18 protein-coding genes and 2 pseudogenes are annotated in these 21,100 nt (G+C 47.5%); 12 read left to right on the plus strand and 8 right to left on the minus strand.

All coding sequences use genetic code 11. The features are described from left to right. Positions 1 to 703, minus strand: a 703-nt coding sequence (locus AXFE_RS07890; RefSeq protein WP_160291778.1) for an IS630 family transposase, incomplete at its 3' end; no start/stop codon positions are given. Positions 704 to 1,022: 319 nt separating this feature from the next. On the opposite strand from AXFE_RS07890, the gene AXFE_RS21210 reads away from it, so the two are divergent. Together AXFE_RS21210 and AXFE_RS07900 are read left to right on the plus strand one after the other, a co-directional pair. After that, positions 1,023 to 2,330, plus strand: coding sequence for a methyl-accepting chemotaxis protein (locus tag AXFE_RS21210; protein ID WP_052605342.1), 1,308 nt, complete (start codon positions 1,023 to 1,025; stop codon positions 2,328 to 2,330). 167 nt (positions 2,331 to 2,497) lie between these two features. After that, positions 2,498 to 3,607: a hypothetical protein gene (locus AXFE_RS07900; RefSeq protein ID WP_052605343.1), complete on the plus strand. Its 1,110-nt coding sequence runs from the start codon at positions 2,498 to 2,500 to the stop codon at positions 3,605 to 3,607. Between the two features lie 385 nt (positions 3,608 to 3,992). Here AXFE_RS07900 and AXFE_RS07905 read toward each other — a convergent pair whose 3' ends face one another. Further along, positions 3,993 to 4,727 (minus strand): PIG-L deacetylase family protein, encoded by a 735-nt coding sequence (locus tag AXFE_RS07905; RefSeq protein WP_052605344.1) that lies wholly within the window; start codon positions 4,725 to 4,727, stop codon positions 3,993 to 3,995. A gap of 1,600 nt (positions 4,728 to 6,327) precedes the next feature. Here AXFE_RS07905 and AXFE_RS07910 point away from each other — a divergent pair. The 4 genes from AXFE_RS07910 to AXFE_RS19180 all read left to right on the plus strand — a co-directional run bounded on the left by AXFE_RS07910 (position 6,328) and on the right by AXFE_RS19180 (position 9,099). After that, positions 6,328 to 6,792, plus strand: coding sequence for a peroxiredoxin (locus AXFE_RS07910; protein ID WP_052605345.1), 465 nt, complete (start codon positions 6,328 to 6,330; stop codon positions 6,790 to 6,792). Positions 6,793 to 6,971: 179 nt separating this feature from the next. Continuing rightward, positions 6,972 to 7,847, plus strand: coding sequence for a cytochrome c oxidase assembly protein (locus tag AXFE_RS07915; RefSeq protein WP_052605346.1), 876 nt, complete (start codon positions 6,972 to 6,974; stop codon positions 7,845 to 7,847). Positions 7,848 to 8,527: 680 nt separating this feature from the next. After that, the gene (locus tag AXFE_RS21385) at positions 8,528 to 8,773 is read left to right on the plus strand and encodes an IS3 family transposase (RefSeq protein WP_082058573.1); all 246 of its coding nucleotides are present in this window, start codon (positions 8,528 to 8,530) and stop codon (positions 8,771 to 8,773) included. 29 nt (positions 8,774 to 8,802) lie between these two features. Then, positions 8,803 to 9,099 (plus strand): hypothetical protein, encoded by a 297-nt coding sequence (locus AXFE_RS19180; protein WP_235347707.1) that lies wholly within the window; start codon positions 8,803 to 8,805, stop codon positions 9,097 to 9,099. Positions 9,100 to 9,166: 67 nt separating this feature from the next. Here the strand turns inward: AXFE_RS19180 and AXFE_RS19185 are convergent, their stop codons facing one another. From AXFE_RS19185 to AXFE_RS07945, 4 genes are all read right to left on the minus strand, one after another. After that, a complete protein-coding gene (locus AXFE_RS19185) occupies positions 9,167 to 9,361 on the minus strand; it encodes a hypothetical protein (RefSeq protein ID WP_052605369.1) in 195 nt (64 codons plus the stop codon). Between the two features lie 585 nt (positions 9,362 to 9,946). Beyond that, a complete protein-coding gene (locus AXFE_RS07935) occupies positions 9,947 to 10,261 on the minus strand; it encodes a hypothetical protein (RefSeq protein WP_052605350.1) in 315 nt (104 codons plus the stop codon). Positions 10,262 to 10,276: 15 nt separating this feature from the next. Continuing rightward, positions 10,277 to 10,522: a hypothetical protein gene (locus AXFE_RS07940; RefSeq protein ID WP_052605351.1), complete on the minus strand. Its 246-nt coding sequence runs from the start codon at positions 10,520 to 10,522 to the stop codon at positions 10,277 to 10,279. Beyond that, positions 10,519 to 10,935 (minus strand): ACP S-malonyltransferase, encoded by a 417-nt coding sequence (locus AXFE_RS07945; protein WP_052605352.1) that lies wholly within the window; start codon positions 10,933 to 10,935, stop codon positions 10,519 to 10,521. Before AXFE_RS07945 ends, AXFE_RS07940 begins: the two co-directional genes overlap by 4 nt. 669 nt (positions 10,936 to 11,604) lie before the next feature. On the opposite strand from AXFE_RS07945, the pseudogene AXFE_RS20750 reads away from it, so the two are divergent. From AXFE_RS20750 to AXFE_RS07970, 5 genes and pseudogenes are all read left to right on the plus strand, one after another. After that, positions 11,605 to 12,120, plus strand: a pseudogene (locus AXFE_RS20750) (IS607 family transposase); the annotation flags it as partial. Positions 12,121 to 12,550: 430 nt separating this feature from the next. Further along, positions 12,551 to 13,717 carry an acetyl-CoA C-acyltransferase gene (locus tag AXFE_RS07955; protein ID WP_052605353.1) on the plus strand — a complete coding sequence of 389 codons (1,167 nt, stop codon included), beginning with the start codon at positions 12,551 to 12,553 and terminating at the stop codon, positions 13,715 to 13,717. A 226-nt stretch (positions 13,718 to 13,943) separates the two neighbouring features. After that, on the plus strand, positions 13,944 to 14,660 hold the full coding sequence (locus AXFE_RS07960; protein WP_200891221.1) for a histidine phosphatase family protein: 717 nt from the start codon (positions 13,944 to 13,946) through the stop codon (positions 14,658 to 14,660). A 26-nt stretch (positions 14,661 to 14,686) separates the two neighbouring features. Next, a complete protein-coding gene (locus AXFE_RS07965) occupies positions 14,687 to 15,160 on the plus strand; it encodes a DUF3090 family protein (protein ID WP_152625946.1) in 474 nt (157 codons plus the stop codon). Next, positions 15,121 to 15,843 (plus strand): SCO1664 family protein, encoded by a 723-nt coding sequence (locus AXFE_RS07970; protein ID WP_152625947.1) that lies wholly within the window; start codon positions 15,121 to 15,123, stop codon positions 15,841 to 15,843. Before AXFE_RS07965 ends, AXFE_RS07970 begins: the two co-directional genes overlap by 40 nt. A 43-nt stretch (positions 15,844 to 15,886) precedes the next feature. Here AXFE_RS07970 and AXFE_RS07975 read toward each other — a convergent pair whose 3' ends face one another. Beyond that, positions 15,887 to 19,399, minus strand: a complete 3,513-nt coding sequence (locus AXFE_RS07975; RefSeq protein WP_052605355.1) for a putative bifunctional diguanylate cyclase/phosphodiesterase — start codon at positions 19,397 to 19,399, stop codon at positions 15,887 to 15,889. A 676-nt stretch (positions 19,400 to 20,075) separates the two neighbouring features. Further along, positions 20,076 to 20,336: pseudogene (locus AXFE_RS07980) on the minus strand (transposase); the annotation flags it as partial. 64 nt (positions 20,337 to 20,400) lie between these two features. On the opposite strand from AXFE_RS07980, the gene AXFE_RS07985 reads away from it, so the two are divergent. After that, positions 20,401 to 20,895: a hypothetical protein gene (locus AXFE_RS07985; RefSeq protein WP_052605357.1), complete on the plus strand. Its 495-nt coding sequence runs from the start codon at positions 20,401 to 20,403 to the stop codon at positions 20,893 to 20,895. Positions 20,896 to 21,100: the final 205 nt, after the last annotated feature.

Below are 21,100 nucleotides of genomic sequence, written 5' to 3' on the forward strand. Positions count from 1 at the left end.
TTGTTGTGCCGTTGCGTTTGTAGTCATGTGTTTGCCGCTCTGGAACAAAAGGTCTCATGGGAAGCAGTGGCTGGGTTCTATCCAACGCCTGGATCTGTGTCTTTTCGTCAATACATAGTACCAGTGCAGCATCAGGGGGATTGAGATAGATCCCAGTTATGTCGCGGACCTTTTCGGTAAAGGCCGGATCGGTACTGATGTTGAAGTATCCCAAGACATGGGGCTTGAGGCCAAAGGTTCTCCAGATACGTGAGATGCTCGCTGGTGATACCCCGATCCGCTTGGACATTGAAGACGTCGACCACTGGGTAGCAAGCGGGGGCTCTTCTTCCAAAGTGATCCTTAGAATCTCGGCGATCTTTTCGTCATCAATGCTTCTCGGTTTTCCACTTCTCGGTGCGTCATCGAGAAGTTCCACTCCGTAGTTGATAAAACGCCGCTTCCATTTGCATACCGTCTCTGTAGATATCTGAAGTCTTTGCGCGATCTCGTTGGTTCCAACCCCTTCGTTACTCCATAGGGCAATGCTGGCCCTTGCCACCTGTCCTATGGGAGCTGTGGACTTTCTTACCACTGCTTCTAATTCGCTACGTTCTTTGGGACTGAGCGGAACCACCGAAGCTTGTCGTCCAGATCTCTTCTTGGGCGGCTTGCTCTGGTTGGCATCAATGTTTGGCTCCTCTGAAATGGTGTGACTTTGCATCGTTCTCCCTTGCAAGGTTATGTCCTTACCAAGGAGAACAACCTTAGAAGGGATTAATTCCTCAGTTTCAGGGAAATTATGAGAGGGGACACTAGTAATTCGATGGAAAATTAGCACCATTAATGCGTCGTAGAAGTCCACAAAAACCTCTTCAGAGGCGGTACCACCTCCAATAGCAAAGCTGAAAAAATACAAAAGTCAAGTGGGCTCACAAAGTTGTCATGGTCTTAAAGGACGATCAACAATGGGCCGATAGCCACTATCAAGGTGATCCCAACGCTAGGGGAAACACTGGGCATCGTTATGAAAGGTACCGAATTTGATAGGGAAAATACTTTCTAAGCTTCCAAAAGGAGCCAATCTCGACGATCTGGCTTGGGCAAAACGGCATCGATTTATTGTCTATACTCTATATTTTCAGGTTCCATTTCTAATAATCGTCTCGTTACCAGAGCACTCCACCACCAAGGTACGACTGGTCGATATCGGTATACAATTTGCATTCTGCCTCGCTGCCACTCTAATTAAGGCGCGAAGGCTTGCAACGATCACAACTAGCCTCGGCCTTTTATGGGCCGGGGCCGCTCTCGTACACATCACACACGGTATGCCAGATTTCCATTTTTACTTCTTCGTTCTCCTGGCTATAGTGGCTCTCTACGAAGAGTGGACACCATATCTTCTCTCCATTGGATTCGTCTTAGTGCACCACATTCTCCTCGGCCTTTTTTGGCCCAATTCTGTCTTTTATACCTCCTATGAAAGAGCAAACCCAATTGGATGGGCCCTTATACATGCTGGATTCATCTCGGGAGCAGTAGCTGTACAAATTGTCTTCTGGAGCTTCTCAGATGCGCTACGCAGCCAGAGCTCCGCGCTCCTAGAAAAAAGCACCTTTGAAGAAAAGCAACGTTATGAGCTCCAGCTAGAAAAAGAAAAAAGTGACCGTGAAGCGATCGAAAGACGCTCTCAAGAGGTAGAGAGAGCCCGCAGAGACCAAATCGAGGTCGCTAGTCAAGCCAGCGGCCTCTTGGCAGGATCCGACCAGATTAGGGCAAACATCGATGCAGTCGCAGGTGCAATTCGAGAGATGGAGCTTACAATAACAGGGATAGCGCACGGTGCCAACCGTGCCGCAGAGGTTGCACATGATGCCGCTGGAATCGTCGGGAAGACCTCGATGACCCTTGATCGACTGGATAAAAATTCCGCCAACATTAGCCAGATCGTAGTTACCATAACTGAAATCGCAGAGCAGACGAACCTCCTTGCGCTCAATGCAGCCATTGAAGCTGCGCGCGCTGGCGAAGCCGGCAAAGGATTTGCCGTAGTGGCCAATGAAGTCAAAGCGCTTGCCGCAGCTACAGCGCGTGCTACTGCGGATATCGGCGCCATGGCAATATCGATGACTTCAGATACGAGCGCGGCGAGCGCGGCGTTCTTAGAGGTAACCGATACTGTGAGCGAGATCGGGAGACTTCAAGGCGAAATTGCCGTCTCGGTCGACTCCCAGGTTGCATCTACGAACGAGATCGCACAAACCGTAGATGATGTCGTAAAAACAACGATCGAGATCAATACCCGCATCGCATCACTTCAAAACGCTAAAGGGAAATCTTTAGCCTAAAAGTAGAGGTAATCCCGAGATCTTGGACGGATGGAACTTCTCTTTGTTACCTTGACGATTCCTTCGACTCAATCCCGAGATCTTGGCCGGATGGAACCCTAAAAAATAAAAACTGTGCTCGGTGACAGGCAAGAAATAATAACTAAAAAGGATAAGGAGGAAGACCTATGCCAGGAATGACCTCGACACCCAGCCACCCCTTTGGCACCTTAGGTTCGCACCTATACCTAATAGTCGGCATAATCATCACAGTCGCCATGGCATTGAATCTAGCGGTATATCTATTCGCAGAATCAAAACCAAGGACAGATATCCAAAAGACAGAGGCGCAAAATATCGTCGCCACCGCGACGAGCTCCAACACAACTCTTAGCTTTCTATCCATTTCATTTGGCGCCATCTGGATCATCGACGGAATGCTCCAGCTCCGCAACGGAATGCCAAACGGCTTTGTGTCGAATATTATCAGGCCCGCATTTGTGAATGCTCCGTCTTTTTTGCGACCACTTGGGGACCTTGGTGCCTGGGCCTGGAATATCAATCCATTTCGCGTTGATTTAGCTACCGCATGGATTCAGCTCTTTATCGGCATGGCGCTCGTATCTCTCAAGCCAAGTAAAACCTGGCGTCTGGCAATCTACCTCTCGATCGTATGGGAGCTCATTGTCTTTTGCATAGGTAATGGCTTTGGACTCTTCTACAAGGAAGCGGCTTGGTACAGTGGAGCACCTTCAGCAATATTGATTTACCTCTTAGTCTCGGTAGAGCTGCTAATGGCTTCCAATGGTAAAAACAAATTCCCAACAAGCCAGCGACTGGGATGGGGATTGGGAATCTTTTTCCTTGTGGGTACTCTCCTTGGTGCGCTTCCATCCGAGGGATACTTTAAACCCAACGGATTTTTCACGATGATCACGTCGATGGCGAAAAATCGACAACCCGAGGTCTTTTCGAACCTACTCAATGCTGCGGCAAATATTACAGAGGGCAGAGGATCCATAATCAGCCTGATTCTAATCTCACTGGGCCTTATTATTGCGACGGCCTTGATAGTAGCGCCAAGCTCAGTCGCCACCATCTATCTAACTATCATCGCCTCACTAGTAATGTGGGCAACAGTCATGGATTTTGGAGTCTTTTCGCCAACTGGAACAGACTTCAACTCTGGCCTTCCAATCATCATGGTCTCAATAGCGCTGCTCATGGAGAAAAGAAAAAATCTATCCAATATAGACGAGCCCGTAAAGTCGGTATCTGACAAAGTGCTTCTGAGTTAGAGACACAACCACTTGGCTAGTATTTGTCAATATCCGACTCAAAGAGATAAGGTAAAAACTCTGTGACCTAAGCTCTGCACGGAGCTTATAGAAAAAGCAAATGGGTCCTTGGTAAGATTTTACTTTAGATGATTGCTAGCTAGGTGCCCAGTAACTGCACATTAAGCAATTGCGCACGTAGCGACTACCCGTCTAGCAATAGAATTCAGAATCAAAGAAGCCACGTCCAAAAGCGCCTCGAAAAGAAAGCGACGATCAACTCCGATGAGGCCACGACTAACGACAGGACCTTAAGGACAAGGGCATAGAGACCCATGGTCTCTATGCCAAAACAACAAACCCACTAAATAGAAGATGACACAAACATCCCAGCAGGCAAATCGCTCTAGAAGCTAGCTACGTAGAATAGTTCCGCAAGCTTACCGTCCTCTAGGCCAGCATACAATGCAGATCTCGACCCCCACTGACCGAGCATATCCGCGAGCTTCTCTGGAGTTGGAAGTTGGCTCTTGTGCTCATGCAGAGCCTTCAACTTGAGTTCAAACGTTCCTGTGATATCAACTGCAAAATTCGACCTTGGGCTTGCCATCATCAAAATCTGGCTCACACTGTGAGGCTCAAAACCTTCATCGATCAATTGAGGAAACGCAAATGGGTTTCTCGAATCAGGATAGATCGCCCTTAGAGCCGCCTCACCGGTAGCCAAATGGTCAGGGTGGGACGCCGGCATCCTCTCATAGTTTCTTTCAGGAGACTGGCATATAACCGTGTCGGGACGAACTCTCCGTATAGCTCGAGATATACCCTTCCTTAGCTCCAAGCTAGGCTCGACTTCGCCATCGATGAATCCAAGAAACTCTATCGAGGAGACGCCATAGACGTCACCAGCGCGCGTCTGTTCCAACTGACGAATCCCTGGAATCTCCGACCTATCAATCGTCCTATCAAAGCCACCGGCTTCGCCTGAGGTAGCAAGGCAATAGTGAATCTCGATACCGCTTTGGATCCACTTCGCTATAGTTCCACCCGCCCCAAAATCTGCGTCGTCGGGATGAGCGGCAACCACAAGAACGACCTTGGGCGCCTGAATCTCTACTGCTTTAAAACTTGAACTTTCCATGCTATATAGCCTAGGTGAATAGGCAAAAAGTTACCACACCGAGCTATTCCAAGATCGAATATCGATTTCGATCGAACCATAGGTAACTACAATTCATCCAGCTACTCCCTAGTAGCCTAGGAGACCTTTGCGCAATTCATAGATCGACTCTTTCGGGTGGTATCTTTTGACTCAGAATGCAGTTGCTATGCCTTATCTAGCATTAAGTGCGGAGCTTTAAATCCAAAACAGCTAAAGATCTACTTATGCAATTGTCTCCGTGCGACATGAGGTTGCCGAATTTAACGCTTCCAAAAGGAGGAACTTGTCATTCAGCTGGCAAAGCCCACCGACACATGCCAGAGGAGTAATTCTCTGGTATGGAGCTGTCGGAAAAGTACCCGCGGGGAATCTCATAGGCCAAATCCGTGAGGTGAAGCCGACACTGCCAGCAACAAGGCCCTAAGGGGCCAGACAATAAGGGACCAGGCAATAAGGACCAGGCAGCATGGAGGTAGGCTAGCTGGGTATGAGCAACATATGTGAACTGCTGGTTAAAGATCGTTATTGCAAACAAGCCAAAGTTGCTGATGGGCTTGGACCAAAAGCTACCTGCGACGGTCGCATCAGTGGAGATTGGATGCGCGCTGACAACAATTCCCTCCGGTGAAAAGGCAGGCCCTAACCCCAGCGTATATTATTTCGGTGGAACATTTCTAAGTCGCTATCTCCGCCCAAGCAATTGGGCAAGCCCCCCCAAGGAAGGCCGATGGGGATGTGAGCATAAGGATTGGATACAAAGCGAAACGCGCTCTTGTAATGCGACGGATACACCTTGAGACATTACCTAACACGGAGCCAAGCAGACTTCCCCGCCGTGCCAAGGTGTGAAATGGTCTTAGTTGCGAGATGGTCTTAGTTACGAGATGATTCATAGAACCTCATAGGCTATGAAGGCAAATGAACATGGCTAACGCCACGTGTGGCCCTACTGACGAAACCAATTGGGATAAGATCGACTGGTCGAAGCTCAACAGTAACGTCAAGAGGCTGCAAACCTACGTCGTAAAGGCTATGCATCCAAGGCAAATTGGTAACTGTATGACCGGGTCCCAAAAGGGGCCTTCATAAGGCTTGATCCCAGTGCGATGAAAGTTGCCCGCTAGGATCTTAAGGAGGCACGGCTCAGCAATGAGTCGTGCCTACCCGACTAGAAAATCATACATTTCGATTGTTACCCGAATAGCCAAAACAAAAGACACCCACGGCCAGCGAAGTTGCCTATAACCAGTTCTCTTATGTTTGACCCAACAGCTAAACCCCAAGAAGAACGAAGCTACAACATCTGCCGGTAAATCTGAAAAGAAATAGTATATTTAGCCAGAACTTTAATTCGTGGCGCTCAATGAAATGCGCTCGTAGCCCTTTAGATACCACCATTTGAGACGACCTAGTTTCAAATGGTAAAAAACAGGAATGCACCATCTGTAGTCGTAGCAGCGAAGTTTAGACTAAAAGTTACCGGTACCTCCAATTGTTTCTTTCTCATTATTGCTGGCCATCAAGAACTTTATACAGTTCAATTAATCTAGTTTTAATCAAAATCCCAAGAAGGACCCAAATGACTCCAAAATTAAGCCCTGGTGATCTCGCACCAAACTTCACGCTCAAAAATCAGTTCGACCAAGAGGTCTCTCTCAATGACTTTCGCGGCAATAGGGTGATCATATACTTTTATCCAAAGGACTTTACTCCTGGTTGCACCCAAGAAGCTTGCGACTTTAGGGACTTCGTCTTCAGCGTTGATGGTCCGAATAAAATCATTGGCATCTCTCCAGATTCAGTAGATAAACACCGGAAATTCGCAACCGAATTCTCACTCGACTTCGACCTATTGAGCGACTCCGACACTACAGTAATGGCTCAATGGGGTGCCTACGGAGAAAAACAAAACTATGGAAAGACTGTAATTGGGGTAATTAGAAGCACATTTGTCATAGATCCCTCAGGTTACATAACCGATGCCCTCTATGGCGTAAAGGCTAAGGGCCATGGAGCGCGCATCGCTAAACTACTGGGAATCTAATTCAAAGGCTAGACAATTCAAAGACGAGGTATTCGCCAAAGATGTAGCCGCATTTTCAGCGATAGGTGGGCACTACTTCTACTTTACGAAACCGCCGGTTACAAAAACTGGCGCATAACACCTAGTAGGCGATTTAGTAGGTACCATTAGAAATCCATCGGATATAGACTCCTAAACCAATGGTCCTATTTTTAGCCCAACTATCCCCATCTGTAACCATCAACCAACTACTTACAGGCTTTCAATTAGACCCGTTATCGATACTTGCCGACGCAGCCCTGGTGGCAACAGCCATACTCTACATATTAGGAGTAAGAAGGCTCGCAAAACGAAACCGAATTTGGTCTAAATGGAGAACGCTCTCATTTATGGGGTCCCTCTTCACCATCTTTTTCGCTGTCGGATCTGGATTCGCTAGCTACGACGACTCCGTATTTTGGATGCATGTCATCCAACATCTACTTTTGATGAACGCTGCTCCAATAATGCTTGTGTTGTCAGCGCCGGTAACTCTAGCGCTACAAGCTTCTAATCGAAGCACGACTACTTCAATCCTAAAGATAATCAACTCACGATATATCAGCTTCTGGTCATTTCCGATAGTTGCGTGGCTGAGCAACTGGGTCACAATGTATGCCTACTTTTTGACCCCCCTATATAGCCTCTCAATTAGGCATCCTCTTTTTCACTACTACACCCATCTTCACTTTTTGATAGCGGGATTCTTCTTTTGGAGCGTAGTTCTCGGTCTAGATCCAGCCAAACATCGCCTTTCATTCGGAGCCAAGCTCGCCTTTTTATTGACCGGAATCCCTTTCGGTTCATTCTTGGGAATCGCCATTATGCAAAGTTCGAGATCCATTGACCCGGCGGCTAATACCCTGACCGATACTCACATGGGTGGATCAATCCTTTGGATCTTTGGCGAAATCTTCACATTTGCTGCTATCGGCATAATCTTTGTTCAGTGGTCCCGTGCTGAAGAGCGTTCAGCCAAACGCCTCGACCGAGAACTCTATCCCGATTCAATGCCGCCCTATCAACCAAATTCCTAGACAAGCGACAACGACAGTACTAAAAACCCTGGCTCCATAGCCATAAAGATAGAAGTTACCTTTCAATTCACCGAGATCGCTTTTGGATTTACCCGATTGTAAATTCACCACACCTTCAAATTGGAAAAAGCCAACATGCCCGTGGAAGGCTCCCATTTAATTGATCCGCTACCAATATCAGCTTTGTATCCATAATGTAGATGGAGGAAATTAATGTGAAGTCCAAAAGGCATACCCGTTCTCCTCAAGGTAAGCAGGGCGCAGGTGTGTAAGAAGATCGCCGAAGGGGACAAGATGCTAAATGACGGTGCAACCATAAGTGAAGTTGCCGCTTTGCCATAAAAGCCCTAAGGCGCTGCAGTTACCGAGACGACCTGGCACCGATGGAAGAGTACCTACGCTGCATTGAAGGGAACCAAAGTAAAGCTTACTCATTGAACTTGAATCTAAAGAACCGTCGTCTAAAGAGCATCGTTGCCGACCTAACTCTTGATGTCTCCATGCTTAAGGAGGTGACGATAAGAAACTTCTAACCCCGAATCGTCGTCGTATGGTAGTTCACAAACTACAGATACGATTCGGGGTTTCTAAAGAGACGAGCCTGCAAAGTAGCAGGTCAAAATCGTTCTACGCAGCGTACCGTAGCACCTGAACGCAAAAGTGCAGATCTAGACGAAGAGATCACGCAATTCCTTAGAACGTTTGTCCTAGAACACAAAGCTCAAGGTTACAAAAGAGCATATCGCTACGTCATAGACAAGGGATACCATGTCAATATCAAAAAGGTAAGGTCTCTTTGGCGACAAGCCGGCTTGAAGGTACCCTATAAAAATAAGAAGAAGTCGACCGTTGGAAATCCAAACGTTTGGATTTCCAACGGTATCGGTATCCGTCATTCATCCTTCCCGAGCTATGACATCGATTGAGCACAATTTGGTCTCCTTGGTATATAGTTATGGCAGATTGTTGGATAACAGGTTTGGTAGATGTCTTAAAGAACATATTGATTTGGGAAGAACGTGGCTGTGGGCGCGATGTGATCCTGAACCGTGTCGTCCGAATACATCCAGCTACAGATGCCTGTGGATACATTGCACTGGGCGCGCTTTATCACTGTGTAATACTGTGCGTATTCGGATCCCATTGCAATGACGCCCCACTCGCCGGGAGGGACAGTAACTTTGTAGGAGTAGCCTTCGGTTTGGCTATTGTTGATGTTGAAGCCTACCGCACTGCTGATGTCGGAGACTGATATGTTTATGGAACCGCCGATTTGCGCCGAGACCGTTACCGCGTAGTTGCATTGTTGCTGCGCAACGTTAGGTCTTGCGGTCGCGAAACCACATTGCACCCAGTCGCCTGAGTGATATCCCTGAAAGGTCTTTTGGACCTGGTAAGTCGGATAGATCTAATAGAGAGGTCTCATGTGCTCGGTTTGACTCGCTGTAGTCGCCCATGCGGCAGACCCAGTCATTCCGACCGCCACAGTCGATAACGCCAATGCCCCAATCCAACTCCGATCCTTCCTGATATTCTTTTACTACCCACTGTGAACATCCCCCCCCCTTCGTTATTGGCTATCATTCTGATAGCGTTCGTCTATATGGCTCATAAAGCGAGTTCGCTTATCGTGGATAAGCCCTTGATCGATTGGTTCTGCTATAAATCATTCCATGGCAACCACATCCGTAGTCATAGAACACTGGTGGTAACGCTAACCATTTATTTTTTGCCAGACATCTGCCCAAAAGATGATTTCGAGGTCTTTTGAGCTTTAAATTCCTGGAAGATTACCCTCAAAAGACACCTAGGGTATGGTCTTTCTGGCTTGCAAAGCAAGTTGGAACAAACTGCCATACTCTAGAGTCAATGGATCTAAAAGTAGGCAAATGCAACAACTGTCCTGAAACTCACCGCCAAGACCTACAGGGATATTTGACAGGTAGAAGTCAAAGTAGTCGTAGTCAAGAACCGGAATCGGTACCGGTTTCTGAACCGGGCTAAGCGGAGCGACGGACCAAACCGGCGCACGGCCCGCTTGTGCCATATTTGTATCCAGCGCCGCTTTTACATTTTAGCCTCGCTAAAGTCCGGGCTTCCTATCTCCAATTCCAAAGGTGCGGTGCTACGCTAACTAGAAACCACACCTCAAGAAAGATTGATGTAGAAGCCAAAATAGCCCCACCAAAGACGTACAAGCGTCTCTTCGAACTGGAGTAGCTAGCGATTTTGATCTTAGCTTTTCTGTTGCGTTCCCTTCCTGCATGCAGTCGCATGAGCACCGGGAAACGATCCTCCCCATACTTGGAATGGAGGCTCCAAATAGCAAGCCCCGCATAGAAGTCCAGCAGGGGAATCGCCGTCAGAAGTATGATTTCAGCTTTGCCTGACAGTGCTATTGCAGCATTTAACATCAGACCTTTAACCTCCTACGCACATCCATGTGAAGGCGATACCCAGTAGTGCAAGCCTACCCATATATTTCTGCTGCCGCACATGGTCTGCGTCTCCCCAATGTAGCCAGCTGCTCCAAACATGGCCGCTGAGAGCGCGCCTGATACTCCAGCGATCGCGATACTGACGCCGAGAGGAACTAGTGCGGCCGTAATGACTCCATAAAGTGCTGCTCCTCCATTCAATTCGTCAACCAGGCCAGTTGCAAAGCATTGGTTCATGTACCATTGAAACCCATCCCACCCCTCAAAGCGGAAGCTCTCCCAGCCACTACACCCGCCCCCAACGAACAAATCAGGCTTAATAATTCCGCCCTTTGATGGGTATTTCGCAGAGAATCGCACTGATGTTGAAACCCTACTGTCTTGGCGGCCATCGGTGCAGCATCGTATATCTGAATCATCTGTTTAACCGCACTGTATTCCTGCGGAGAACTCACTTTCGCGAAATCAGGCGAAAGATAAGCGAAGTAACCCCGGGTTACGTCATAGGGAGAAGCCTGTGCCACCCAATCGGCGGGTAAAAGGCGACCAGAAGTGATTGAACTCGATCCAGAACCCGAACTCGCGCTTTGTGCAGATGCAGTGGTTGCACTAACGCCAATGGCAGCCGCGCTAACAGCCAATGCCCCCAAACCAACTGCGATCCTTCCTGTTATTCTTTAATACCCACTGTGAACACCCCCTCTTGCTTATTAGCTATCATGCTGATAGCGTTCGTCGATACGGCTCGTTAAACAAGTTCGCCTATCGTGGATAAGACCTTGATTTATTGATTCTGCTATAAAGCATCCCCGTGGCCACCACCACATTCGAAGCCAGCCTCCGTAGTCATAGAACACTGGTAGTAACGCTAACTATTTATTTTGCGCGTCGCATCTGCTTAAAAGATGATTTTTGGGTTCTTCGGCCTTTATTTTTTTTGATGAAAACTTTTTAATAAATCTTGACTTACTCCAAGCTTCTGGAGAAATTATCCGATATTTCTGATGATATTGAACGATAACCTTGGCGAGTCGGAATTTTATCTCTGCGTAGATCCACAATAACTCTGGGGATCGACTGGAATTGCTTTGGTATTTGGATGCAAAGCAGTTCCCGGCGTTTGGATTAATCGATACGCCGGAACCTTTACCTACTTTCCCTTTAGTACCCGCCTTGTAAGTTGATGATCTTGGCTCCCGTAACTATCCGATTGCATATGGCATCGGCGGCGGTCGGGTCATCGATTAAACGGTGAAAGGTATCGGGAGCAAACAACAGTTGACACTTTTCTATCCAACACTTGCTTTACATTGACTGTAATGGCTAATACTTACAGCATTGGTGAGTTCGCACGACGGATTGGGCGTAGTCCAAGTACAGTACGGCGATGGGAGCAAGAGGGCAAGATCACGCCCAAAAGGCTCCCTAACGGGCATCGCTACTTCGATGAGTCTGATGTACGAGCTATGCTGGGCGGCGCTCCTGTTAGTCGAGTCACTGTCGTCTAGCGCCGAGTGAGTGGTTCAGGGCAAAAAGATGACCTGGTATCACAGGTTAAAGCTATGGAGATCTACTGTCTTAACGCTGGTATAGCTGTAGATGAGTGGACTTAGGAAATCGGCAGAGGTATGAACTTCAAACGCAAGAAGTTCCTAGCGCTTATGGATCGTATACAGCACGGAGAGATTGAACGATTAATAATCGCTCATAAAGACAGACTCGTTAGGTTTGGATTCGATCTTATCGCCCACATAGCTGAAGAATCGGGATGCGAGATAGTAGTAGTCAATCAACCATCGTGTTCACCAGAACAGGAGATGTCGGACGCGATCATTCCTAAATAATATCGACCATCCGGAATTAGATAATCAACCCAATTGAGGGATACCCATCGAAATAATTCGGCGAACTCAGCATCTTTAGGCTACTAAACATTGCCACTTTGAAATAACCTAAATAAATAACTTCCCTAGGAGCTCAATATTTATTCATCATATAAATCAAAATATGTTAGTTCAAATCCATAAAGACAAAGAATAGCTGAAGTTTCAAAGGAGACATATCGTGCAAACCTCTAAATTACCAGCTATAAATGCATCTATCTATCTTGAGTCTTAACAAATTGGCCTAAGCTGACGCAGCCAAAATGCCCGTCATCAATAATCGCAAGAAAACTCCGCTACCTAGTGGTAACATAGGATGGCTAAGAGTTGTCAATTTGAATGTTCGGAATGGTCCGCGCTTCAAGAATTGGAATTGGTGAAAATGGAAGAAGCAGTAATTGTAGCTACGGCTAGGACGCCGATAGGACGCGCTTACAAGGGATCGCTCATCGACTACCGCGCGGATGATATGGCAGGATTCATCGTTGGCGAATTGATGAAGAAGGTGCCGAACCTTAGCCCATCGGAGATCGACGACGTTATAATTGGCTCTGCCAATCACGCTGGCGAGCAATCAATGAATCTGGGCCGAAACGTAGCAATGCTAGCTGGATTGCCCGATAGTGTTCCCGGAACAACAGTCAATCGATTTTGCGCCTCGTCCCTCCAAAGTATCAGAATGGCCTTTCATGCAATTCGGGCAGGAGAAGGGCATGCTTTCGTAGCTGGCGGAGTGGAAAGCGTTACGCGTACACTCGGAGTCGGCTTTTCCGCATCGGATATGAATCCCCGATTCACCGATACATCCCGGTCCGACTTTATAAACCTTATGTACATACCAATGGGGTTGACGGCTGAAAACGTCGCCGACCAGTATGGCGTAAGTCGAAACGAGATGGACGAATTCGCCAAGCTCTCACAAGATCGCGCAGTCGAGGCACAGAACAACGGATTCTTCGAAAGAGAGATATCTCCGGTTACGCTTCCCAATGGGACCATCGTCTCCAAGGACGACGGCCCGCGCGCTGGGACCACAGTCGAAGCACTTTCGACACTCAAACCTGTATTTAGACCAGATGGAAGAGTTACCGCTGGCAATGCATGTCCCCTAAACGACGGGGCTGCAGCAGTAATGGTGATGTCCAAGTCGCGCGCACAGGCACTTGGAATCAAGCCACTCGCTAGAATTATCGCATCTGCCGTCAGTGGCCTTGCTCCAGAGATAATGGGTGTTGGCCCGATCGAAGCGATTGCCAAGGTCCTATCTCTAGCAAACATGAAGATCTCAGATATCGACATAGTCGAATTGAATGAAGCCTTTGCTGCACAGGTAATTCCGATCGCTCGTGAGGTTGGCATTTCAATCGAAGATCAACTCAACCCTCACGGTGGTGCAATCGCCCTAGGCCATCCATTTGGAATGACAGGCGCCCGCATTATGACCACCCTTCTAAATGATCTTTCTACGCTTGACAAGACATTCGGTCTTGAAACCATGTGTATTGGCGGCGGCCAAGGAATGGCAATGATTGTCGAGCGACTCAACTAGAAGATATCGACCACATGGCAATATTAGCTTAGGAGATTCAATCTGTTAGCTATTGTCTACATCGATAGTAGGTCAAACTTCTAGGGATCTCTCGTCTCCTTGGAAGTTTGACCATTACCGCCCTCGCAATATGTCGGGGGCGGTTCTATTAAGATCGCCAATCCCTGTAGGATGTTTCCAGGTAAATTCAAAACATTTTGAGACTCTCACTAAAGATCGAGGCACCTTGGAGAACCAACATATCGAGAACCAACCCATTGTCGTTGATTCTCCCAAAGATACAGAGATCTCAAATAGCTCCGATCAAGGCGACAAAGAACCAAAAGAAACTTCAACCACGTTACTTCTCATTCGCCACGGCAAGACGCCAACCACTGGAACGACGCTTCCCGGACGGGCCCCTGGGTTGCATCTCTCAGAAGAAGGAGCCGAACAAGCAAATCAATTGATAGGTACGCTCCGCTCCATTGAGATAGACGCCGTCCTAACCTCTCCACTTGAGCGAGCCAAAGAGACAGCTCAACCACTGTGTCTTGATCGCCAAATTGAAGCAATAGTCGATCAACGAATCATAGAGTGTGACTTCGGCGATTGGACCGGACGAAGGTTAAATGAACTCTCAAGGCTTCCGGAGTGGAGAGTGGTCCAGGCTGCCCCAAGTAAATTCAGATTTCCCAATGGCGAATCTTTCAGAGAGATGTCAGAGAGAATGATCGACTTCTTGGACTTTGTGCACCAAAGATACAACGGGAAGACGGTCGCAGCCTTCACCCACGCAGATCCAGTAAAAGCTCTTATCGCACATTGCTTGGGTCTGCACCTTGACGCCTTTCAAAAGGTAATAATTTCAACAGCTGGAGTTAGCGCCATCTCCATAACCAATACGTCCAACTACGCTTTGTATGTGAATACAACAGCAAAACCCAATATGAAAGTCTCCTAAAATTGCCAATCGAACGCCACTTTAGAATGCCAATAGAAGTCGCCTTAGGTGCTATCGGAGAGCCTGGCAATAGAGTCTTCATTCTGCAAATTCGCGAGCCTGGCGAGCAACTCACTCTCAAGCTCGAAAAGACACAGGTAGCTGGGCTCATACAGTACATTGCTTTGATCTTGGGCGAGATTGATCGACTCGGTCACCTCCCTAAGGCCTTCCCTATCGAACCTCCAATCGAACCAGAATTTGCTATAGGTGAGATCGGGGTGGCCCATCTCGAAGCCGAAGATGAGGTAATCATCGAACTCTCCGAGCTCAGCCCCCAGGATGAAGAGGGTTCGTCTGTCGTATTGACAATTTCAAAAGAACTAGCCGGTACAATTGCAATTCAAGGTACCGAACTCATTGAAGCGGGTCGCCCGACTTGTCCGCTTTGTGGGTTTGCCATAGAACCAGAAGGACATCCTTGCCCGAGAACAAATGGATACAGGGCGCCGACGCCCTAAATCTCCTAGGAACTGGATCGATTGAAGTTATAGGTCGAATGCCCTATAGCTCTAATGCCACGCTCTTAGTAAAGATCCAGGGAGAAGGCGACGAAATAGCGGCTATCTATAAGCCGCACCAAGGAGAACGGCCCCTGTGGGACTTTCCCGATGGCCTATACCAGCGTGAAGTAGCAGCATATCGACTCTCTGAATCTCTCGGATGGGATCTAATACCGCCCACCATAATTCGCTATGATGCTCCCTATGGAGTCGGATCCCTTCAACTTTTTATAGATGCTCGCTTTGATGAGCACTATTTCACACTTATGGATCGTCCCGAGCTTGCCTCGACCTTCATCCGCTTTTGTGTCTTTGACCTGATCGCCAACAATACGGATCGAAAATCTGGCCACATTTTAATCGATAAAAATGATCACCTATGGGGCATCGATAACGGATTAACGTTTCACGAAGATTCCAAGTTGAGAACTGTGATTTGGGAATTTGGTGGCGCTCAAATCCCAGAACAAGACCGGGAACTTCTAAGAAAAAATTCCAGTGAGATATCGGAATCATTGTCAGAATTAATCAGCGAGGTCGAACTAGAGGCACTTTCAAGGAGAATAAGGTACGTCATCTCAAAGAAAAAACTACCCGAGCTAGATCCAGAGTATCGCCCATATCCGTGGCCCCTCGTCTGATTACCTAACCGCTACCCAAGTTCATCGTCAACTTCAGGGTAAATCAGTAGATGGTTCGAGAGCCCAAAGTGTCAGAAAAACGAGCGTCAATGATTTCCGTTTCGATAGGAACGCTTATCTCTTCCAATGCAGGTGCAATGTAATAACCTTGCGCGAATGTGCAGCCAATCGAGGCTAAAAGTTCTAGCTGCATCTTGGTCTCAACACCTTCGGCGACCGTGCTTACTCCAAGCGCGTCACACATGGCCACAATTGCAGAAGCGATCTGACGCGAATCGTCCGCCTCCAATTTTGCAACAAATTGCTTATCAATCTTTACGATATCTGGTGCGAGTGAAGAGAGCTGAGCAAGCGAAGAATAGCCCGTTCCGAAATCGTCAATCGAGATCAATACGCCAATGCTTTGCAGGTCACGGAGCAAGGGAGCTATCTCAGAGGGGTAGCGCATCATCTCGCTCTCTGTAATCTCCAAGACCAGTTCGCCTTTCGAAAGATTTTTAGATGCTATCAAATCTATGAACGAACTCCGACTCCCCGTCTCCAATTGACGCATGGAAACATTAACGGCAATAAATGGACTGCGACGCGGATCAAAAGATTGAAAGGTTCTAAGCGCCGAAACTGATGCTGAAAGTGCAAAGGCACCATGGAGATGAATCAAACCTGAATCCTCAGCAATCGGTATAAACTCATCGGGGCCAATCGTGCCAAGCTTTTTACAGTTCCACCTCATCAACGACTCATATCCTACGACCAGGCCGCTCTGTATATCCAAGATGGGTTGATATGCCATGTATATCTCATCACGAGATAGGCTCTGGCGAAGGGCTGCCTCAACAACCATTCGACGCTCTGCGCTAGACCTAAAGCTCTTGTCAAAGAATGCTACCTTCGAGCTTCTACTCTCTTTAGCCTTATACATAGCAGTATCAGCATCTCGCAAAAGTTCGTCCCACGGTGTATCAGATAATCCTGTCGCCACACCGATACTTGCCGAAGAAAAATAGTCTTCACCATCTATTACAAATGGCTTCGCGAAATTTCGGGCAATCCTAACTCCGAAAGCTTCGGCACCCGCTTGGTCTTTGAAACCACCCGCAACGACTATGAATTCGTCACCACCAAGTCGAGCAACCACATCTTGATCGCGCCCGGCACTTATCATCCGTTTGGCTACACTCACGAGCAGACGATCACCAACGAGGTGTCCTCTGGTATCGTTTATCAATTTAAACCGATCGAGGTCTAGGAAAAATAGCGCTACCAAGCGACCATCATCTAAATTAGAGACGATCTCCAAATAGCCCTTCTCGGCCCCCCGGCGATTCAACAAGCCTGTCAAGGAGTCACGTTCAAGGGCCGCTTCAAGTTCTGATTCATTCTGCTTATGACGCGAGATATCAGCAACCACAGCGAGACGAGAGATTACATTTCCGAAGCTGTCTCGAATTGGGGATATCTTAGCCAGGCCATGAACAGTCTTGCCGTCCCCTCTTAAGAGTATCAGTTCGTGCTGCATCTCTGGGAAGCTATCCCCGCTTCCCCATTCCAGAGTCGGATCGGTAGCTGACATCGGATCCAAGAAGTCCGAGACGTAGCATCCAACGATGTCACTAGCATCTCGATCAATTAGAGCCTCCATTGCCCTATTTGCATAAGTTACGCGCCCATCTAAAGAGACAACCCATATACCTTGACCAGAGGCCTCCACGATCGATCTATATCTAGATTCGCTCTCTTCGACCTCACGCTCCATCTTGCGTCTCTCGGTCACGTCACGAGCGCTCACAACCGTAGTCGCACCGGATGAGTGTATAACAGGAAGTCGATTGGCGACGGCTTCTAAAAGGTGGAGATTTCCTCTGTGATCTTCAATTTCAAAGAGAAGTTGATCCATCGCCCCCAAAAGGTCACCATAACCCAACTTCTCAGTTCCACCATGGTATTGGATTACCTCGCTCATGCGTCGCCCTTCTAAGAGCGAGGGGGAGAGTCCAAGCACCTCACGGTGGCTAGGTGAAGCCCAAACGATCCTTCCATCATCAGAGATAGCCCAGACCAACTCCGACATTGCCTGAACAATAGTTGCAAACAGTGCGTCATCTTCCCGCTGACGAATCATCGTGCTGGCCTCTAGTTGACTCGAGGAGATAGAGGCAACGGCTGGATTCAACTGTGCCACAGCTTGACGCAGGCCATTTCGTTCGATCTCGCTAAATTTGGAACCATCTATCTTAGCAAAGCCAATCACTCCCAAAATAGAACGACCTTGAATGATAAAGTCGATTTCATCACTTACTGGGTCCTCCCCAAGCAATTGAACTATTCGAAGTGAGATGGCATCAGATGAGGCGAAGTCCACTAAATCTATGATCCGCTCACCATTACCGATAAATAAAAGCCGGTAACCGGTTATTCCTCTTGGGCGTTCGATGAATTTAGCCCCATCCAACAAGACCGCAAGCCGCAAGCCGGACGAAAGCACTCCAAGTGCACTAGTCGTCACATCCAACAAAGATCGAAGCGAGGTCTTGCCAGTGACTCCGCTGGCAAATGACCAATTCCACGCCACCATCCACTCGCGATCTAGTCGTAAAACGGCCAAGGTTACCTGCGAGGAAAAGGCACCAAGAGCCATCAAATCCAGTCTTGAAAAAGCAAAGCTGGTCGCACTGGCTATGACCGCCGACCCGATCGGCCTTTGACCAGGTAGCGAAATAGGAACTATAGCTATCGATCGGAAGTCGCCTAGGGCTCCCAACCTATCGACGAATTCCAAGGAGAGGCTCGGAGTAGCCACCTTTTCTTGGGAGTCATAGACGATCGCCGCCTCAGATGGAACCTCTTCGGATTTCATTACTTCGCGCAAATGTGAGAGCGAATCCTCCGCCAAAGAATTACCAAGCCGGCTAAATGACCGACAATTCGAAACAGCGTCTTCGGAGTCATCCTCTATAAAAAATTCTATGTGACTGCAATCAAAAAGTTTGTTGAGCACCTTTGCAAATTCGTAGAACAGGTCACCCTTTGAGGAAACCGTCTGCATTGACAACGCACTAGCTTCAAAGATCTCAAACCTTTTCTCGAGTGCTCTGAGTTCATCCCCCGATAGGTAATCCTCGATGGCAGCGACGACGGACGTTGTGGTGGCCACAAATTCTTCATAATCCTTGCTAGAGTGAGCCAACGAATTCTGAAAAAAATCAAACCTGACGAATAACTGATCGAATGATCTACCTTGAACTTGACTTTGGACCACAATCGCACCGTCACAAAGGTCCAAAGCACATCTATCGATCGACTCTATGGAGGTAGATTTACGAATAACAAATGCGTCGCGATCGCTAAGGCTGAAGTCACCTGACGGATCAATCTCAAAGATCTCACCATCTATCTTTGAAAGCGACAAAATCAAATAGAGGTGATTGGTAGCAAGGTCGTCTATCGAACCCAGGTAGATTGAAACCCTTTTTACCTCATCAAGGTCAAAGCCACTGGCAACATCGAGCATGCAGCGAGCAAGGCCCTTGCTCAGTCGCAACTGCGATAGGTTCAATGTTGCCCTCTTTTCAACTCGGCTGACCCTGACAGTAGCCTACTTTTAGTCTCTTGGATTACATTCATCCTTATACTTGAACTCTCAATTAAAAGCTCATAGTTACATCGACATTTGGGGGCATTAATATTATCGATTCCTAAAACATCAAAATTGAATAGATCCGGATCAACTTCGATCCTACAACCAAAAACCACAACCAGTTGTTATTCGCTACTGATCAAAGAGTCTTCGCCCTCGCTAATCTACCTCTTTAGCAAAAGCATCGCCAAGGAGCATATGCGAAAGACGACAAACGATCGACTCTGGTGGCTTTCTTCAAAATCACATTTAGATGGCCAAAGCAAGTGTTGATCTTGCCTACGCAAGTACCATCCCAAGCGGTCAACCATTGTCCAAAGAGCAGCGCTCGCAGTGATAACCAGACGAGTCAAATCAATGCGCGATAAGCTCCGGGATTACATTCGACGTTCCCATGAAAAGTAAACCTTGTCGCCATCGTCAACTAACATTGCCCATCAAAATTATCTTCCAAAAAAATCAAACTCAATCACTACCTCCAAAGCCATTCGCACTTTTCAACTGGTCAATTAGATGACTGCGCACATAGATACTTTGCTCGTTGAATAAAAATCCATCAACCCTATAAAGCAACGAGCGAAATAAAACATACTTATCAAGTTTCGTAAGCAAGAGCCATTTTGGAATCAGATTCGCGGAGTAGCGGATGTGGAGACGCAAACACACATGTATTGAGAAGTCGCTCTACCAAGGACATTTCAAAGTGCCTTCGGTTGAATCGGTATGCGAATTCCTCGAGGTAAAGTTGCTTATGTTCCTCACGTCCGTGGTATGTTCCGTCGATAAATTTCTTGCAGTTCCAATTTAGGATCTTGAGCCATTTGAATGTTACATGTGCTTGTTCGTCTTTGGATAGAGCCCTCTCTGCCAAGATTGTTGTCACCTAGCTTGATTTTTGTTTATAAGAGGGCGAAGATGGAATGGTCATGAAAAGGTACCCCAAAGAACTAAAGCAAAAAGTAGTTGCAGCTCTATATGAGCTCGACAATTCAGGAGATGCTACACCTGGTGCTATCGCCAAGATTGCAAGGGATAACGAAATCAATGCAAACGTTGTCTACCAGTGGAACTCAGAGCGCAAGGCTAGTGCAAATTCAGCCAGCGATAAGATCAACAAGATCAAAGCTGTTGTTGACACAGCTGCGATGAATGAGCACGAACTCGGTTCTTGGTTGAGATCAAATGGAGTTCTAGCAGTAGACCTGGAGGAGTGGCGCAACACCCTAGAGTCAGCTCTTGACAACAAGAGTGCTGCTAATAGGGCTCACCAGGCGGAACTTGATAAAGAACGTAAAGCTAGAGTACGAATTGAAGCTGAACTTCGACGGAAAGAAAAGGCGCTAGCAGAAGCTGCTGCTCTATTGGTTCTTCAAAAAAAAGTACGAGAGATCTGGGGGGAAGAAGGGGACGTTTAGTCTCTCCCTCAGATCGAGCTCAAGCTGTAGCTCTAATCAATGAAGCAGTAGATGCAGGTGCTAGATGTTACAAAGCCTGTGAAGTTTTGAAGATATCCACTCGTACATTTAGGCGATGGGAATCTGGTGCTACAGATCGCCGGCGAGGAGCTGTACACAAACGTCGCTCTAACGCACTATCGGAGGAAGAGAGACATGAGATCAT

The organism is Acidithrix ferrooxidans (assembly GCF_000949295.1).
GTDB lineage: Bacteria > Actinomycetota > Acidimicrobiia > Acidimicrobiales > Acidimicrobiaceae > Acidithrix > Acidithrix ferrooxidans.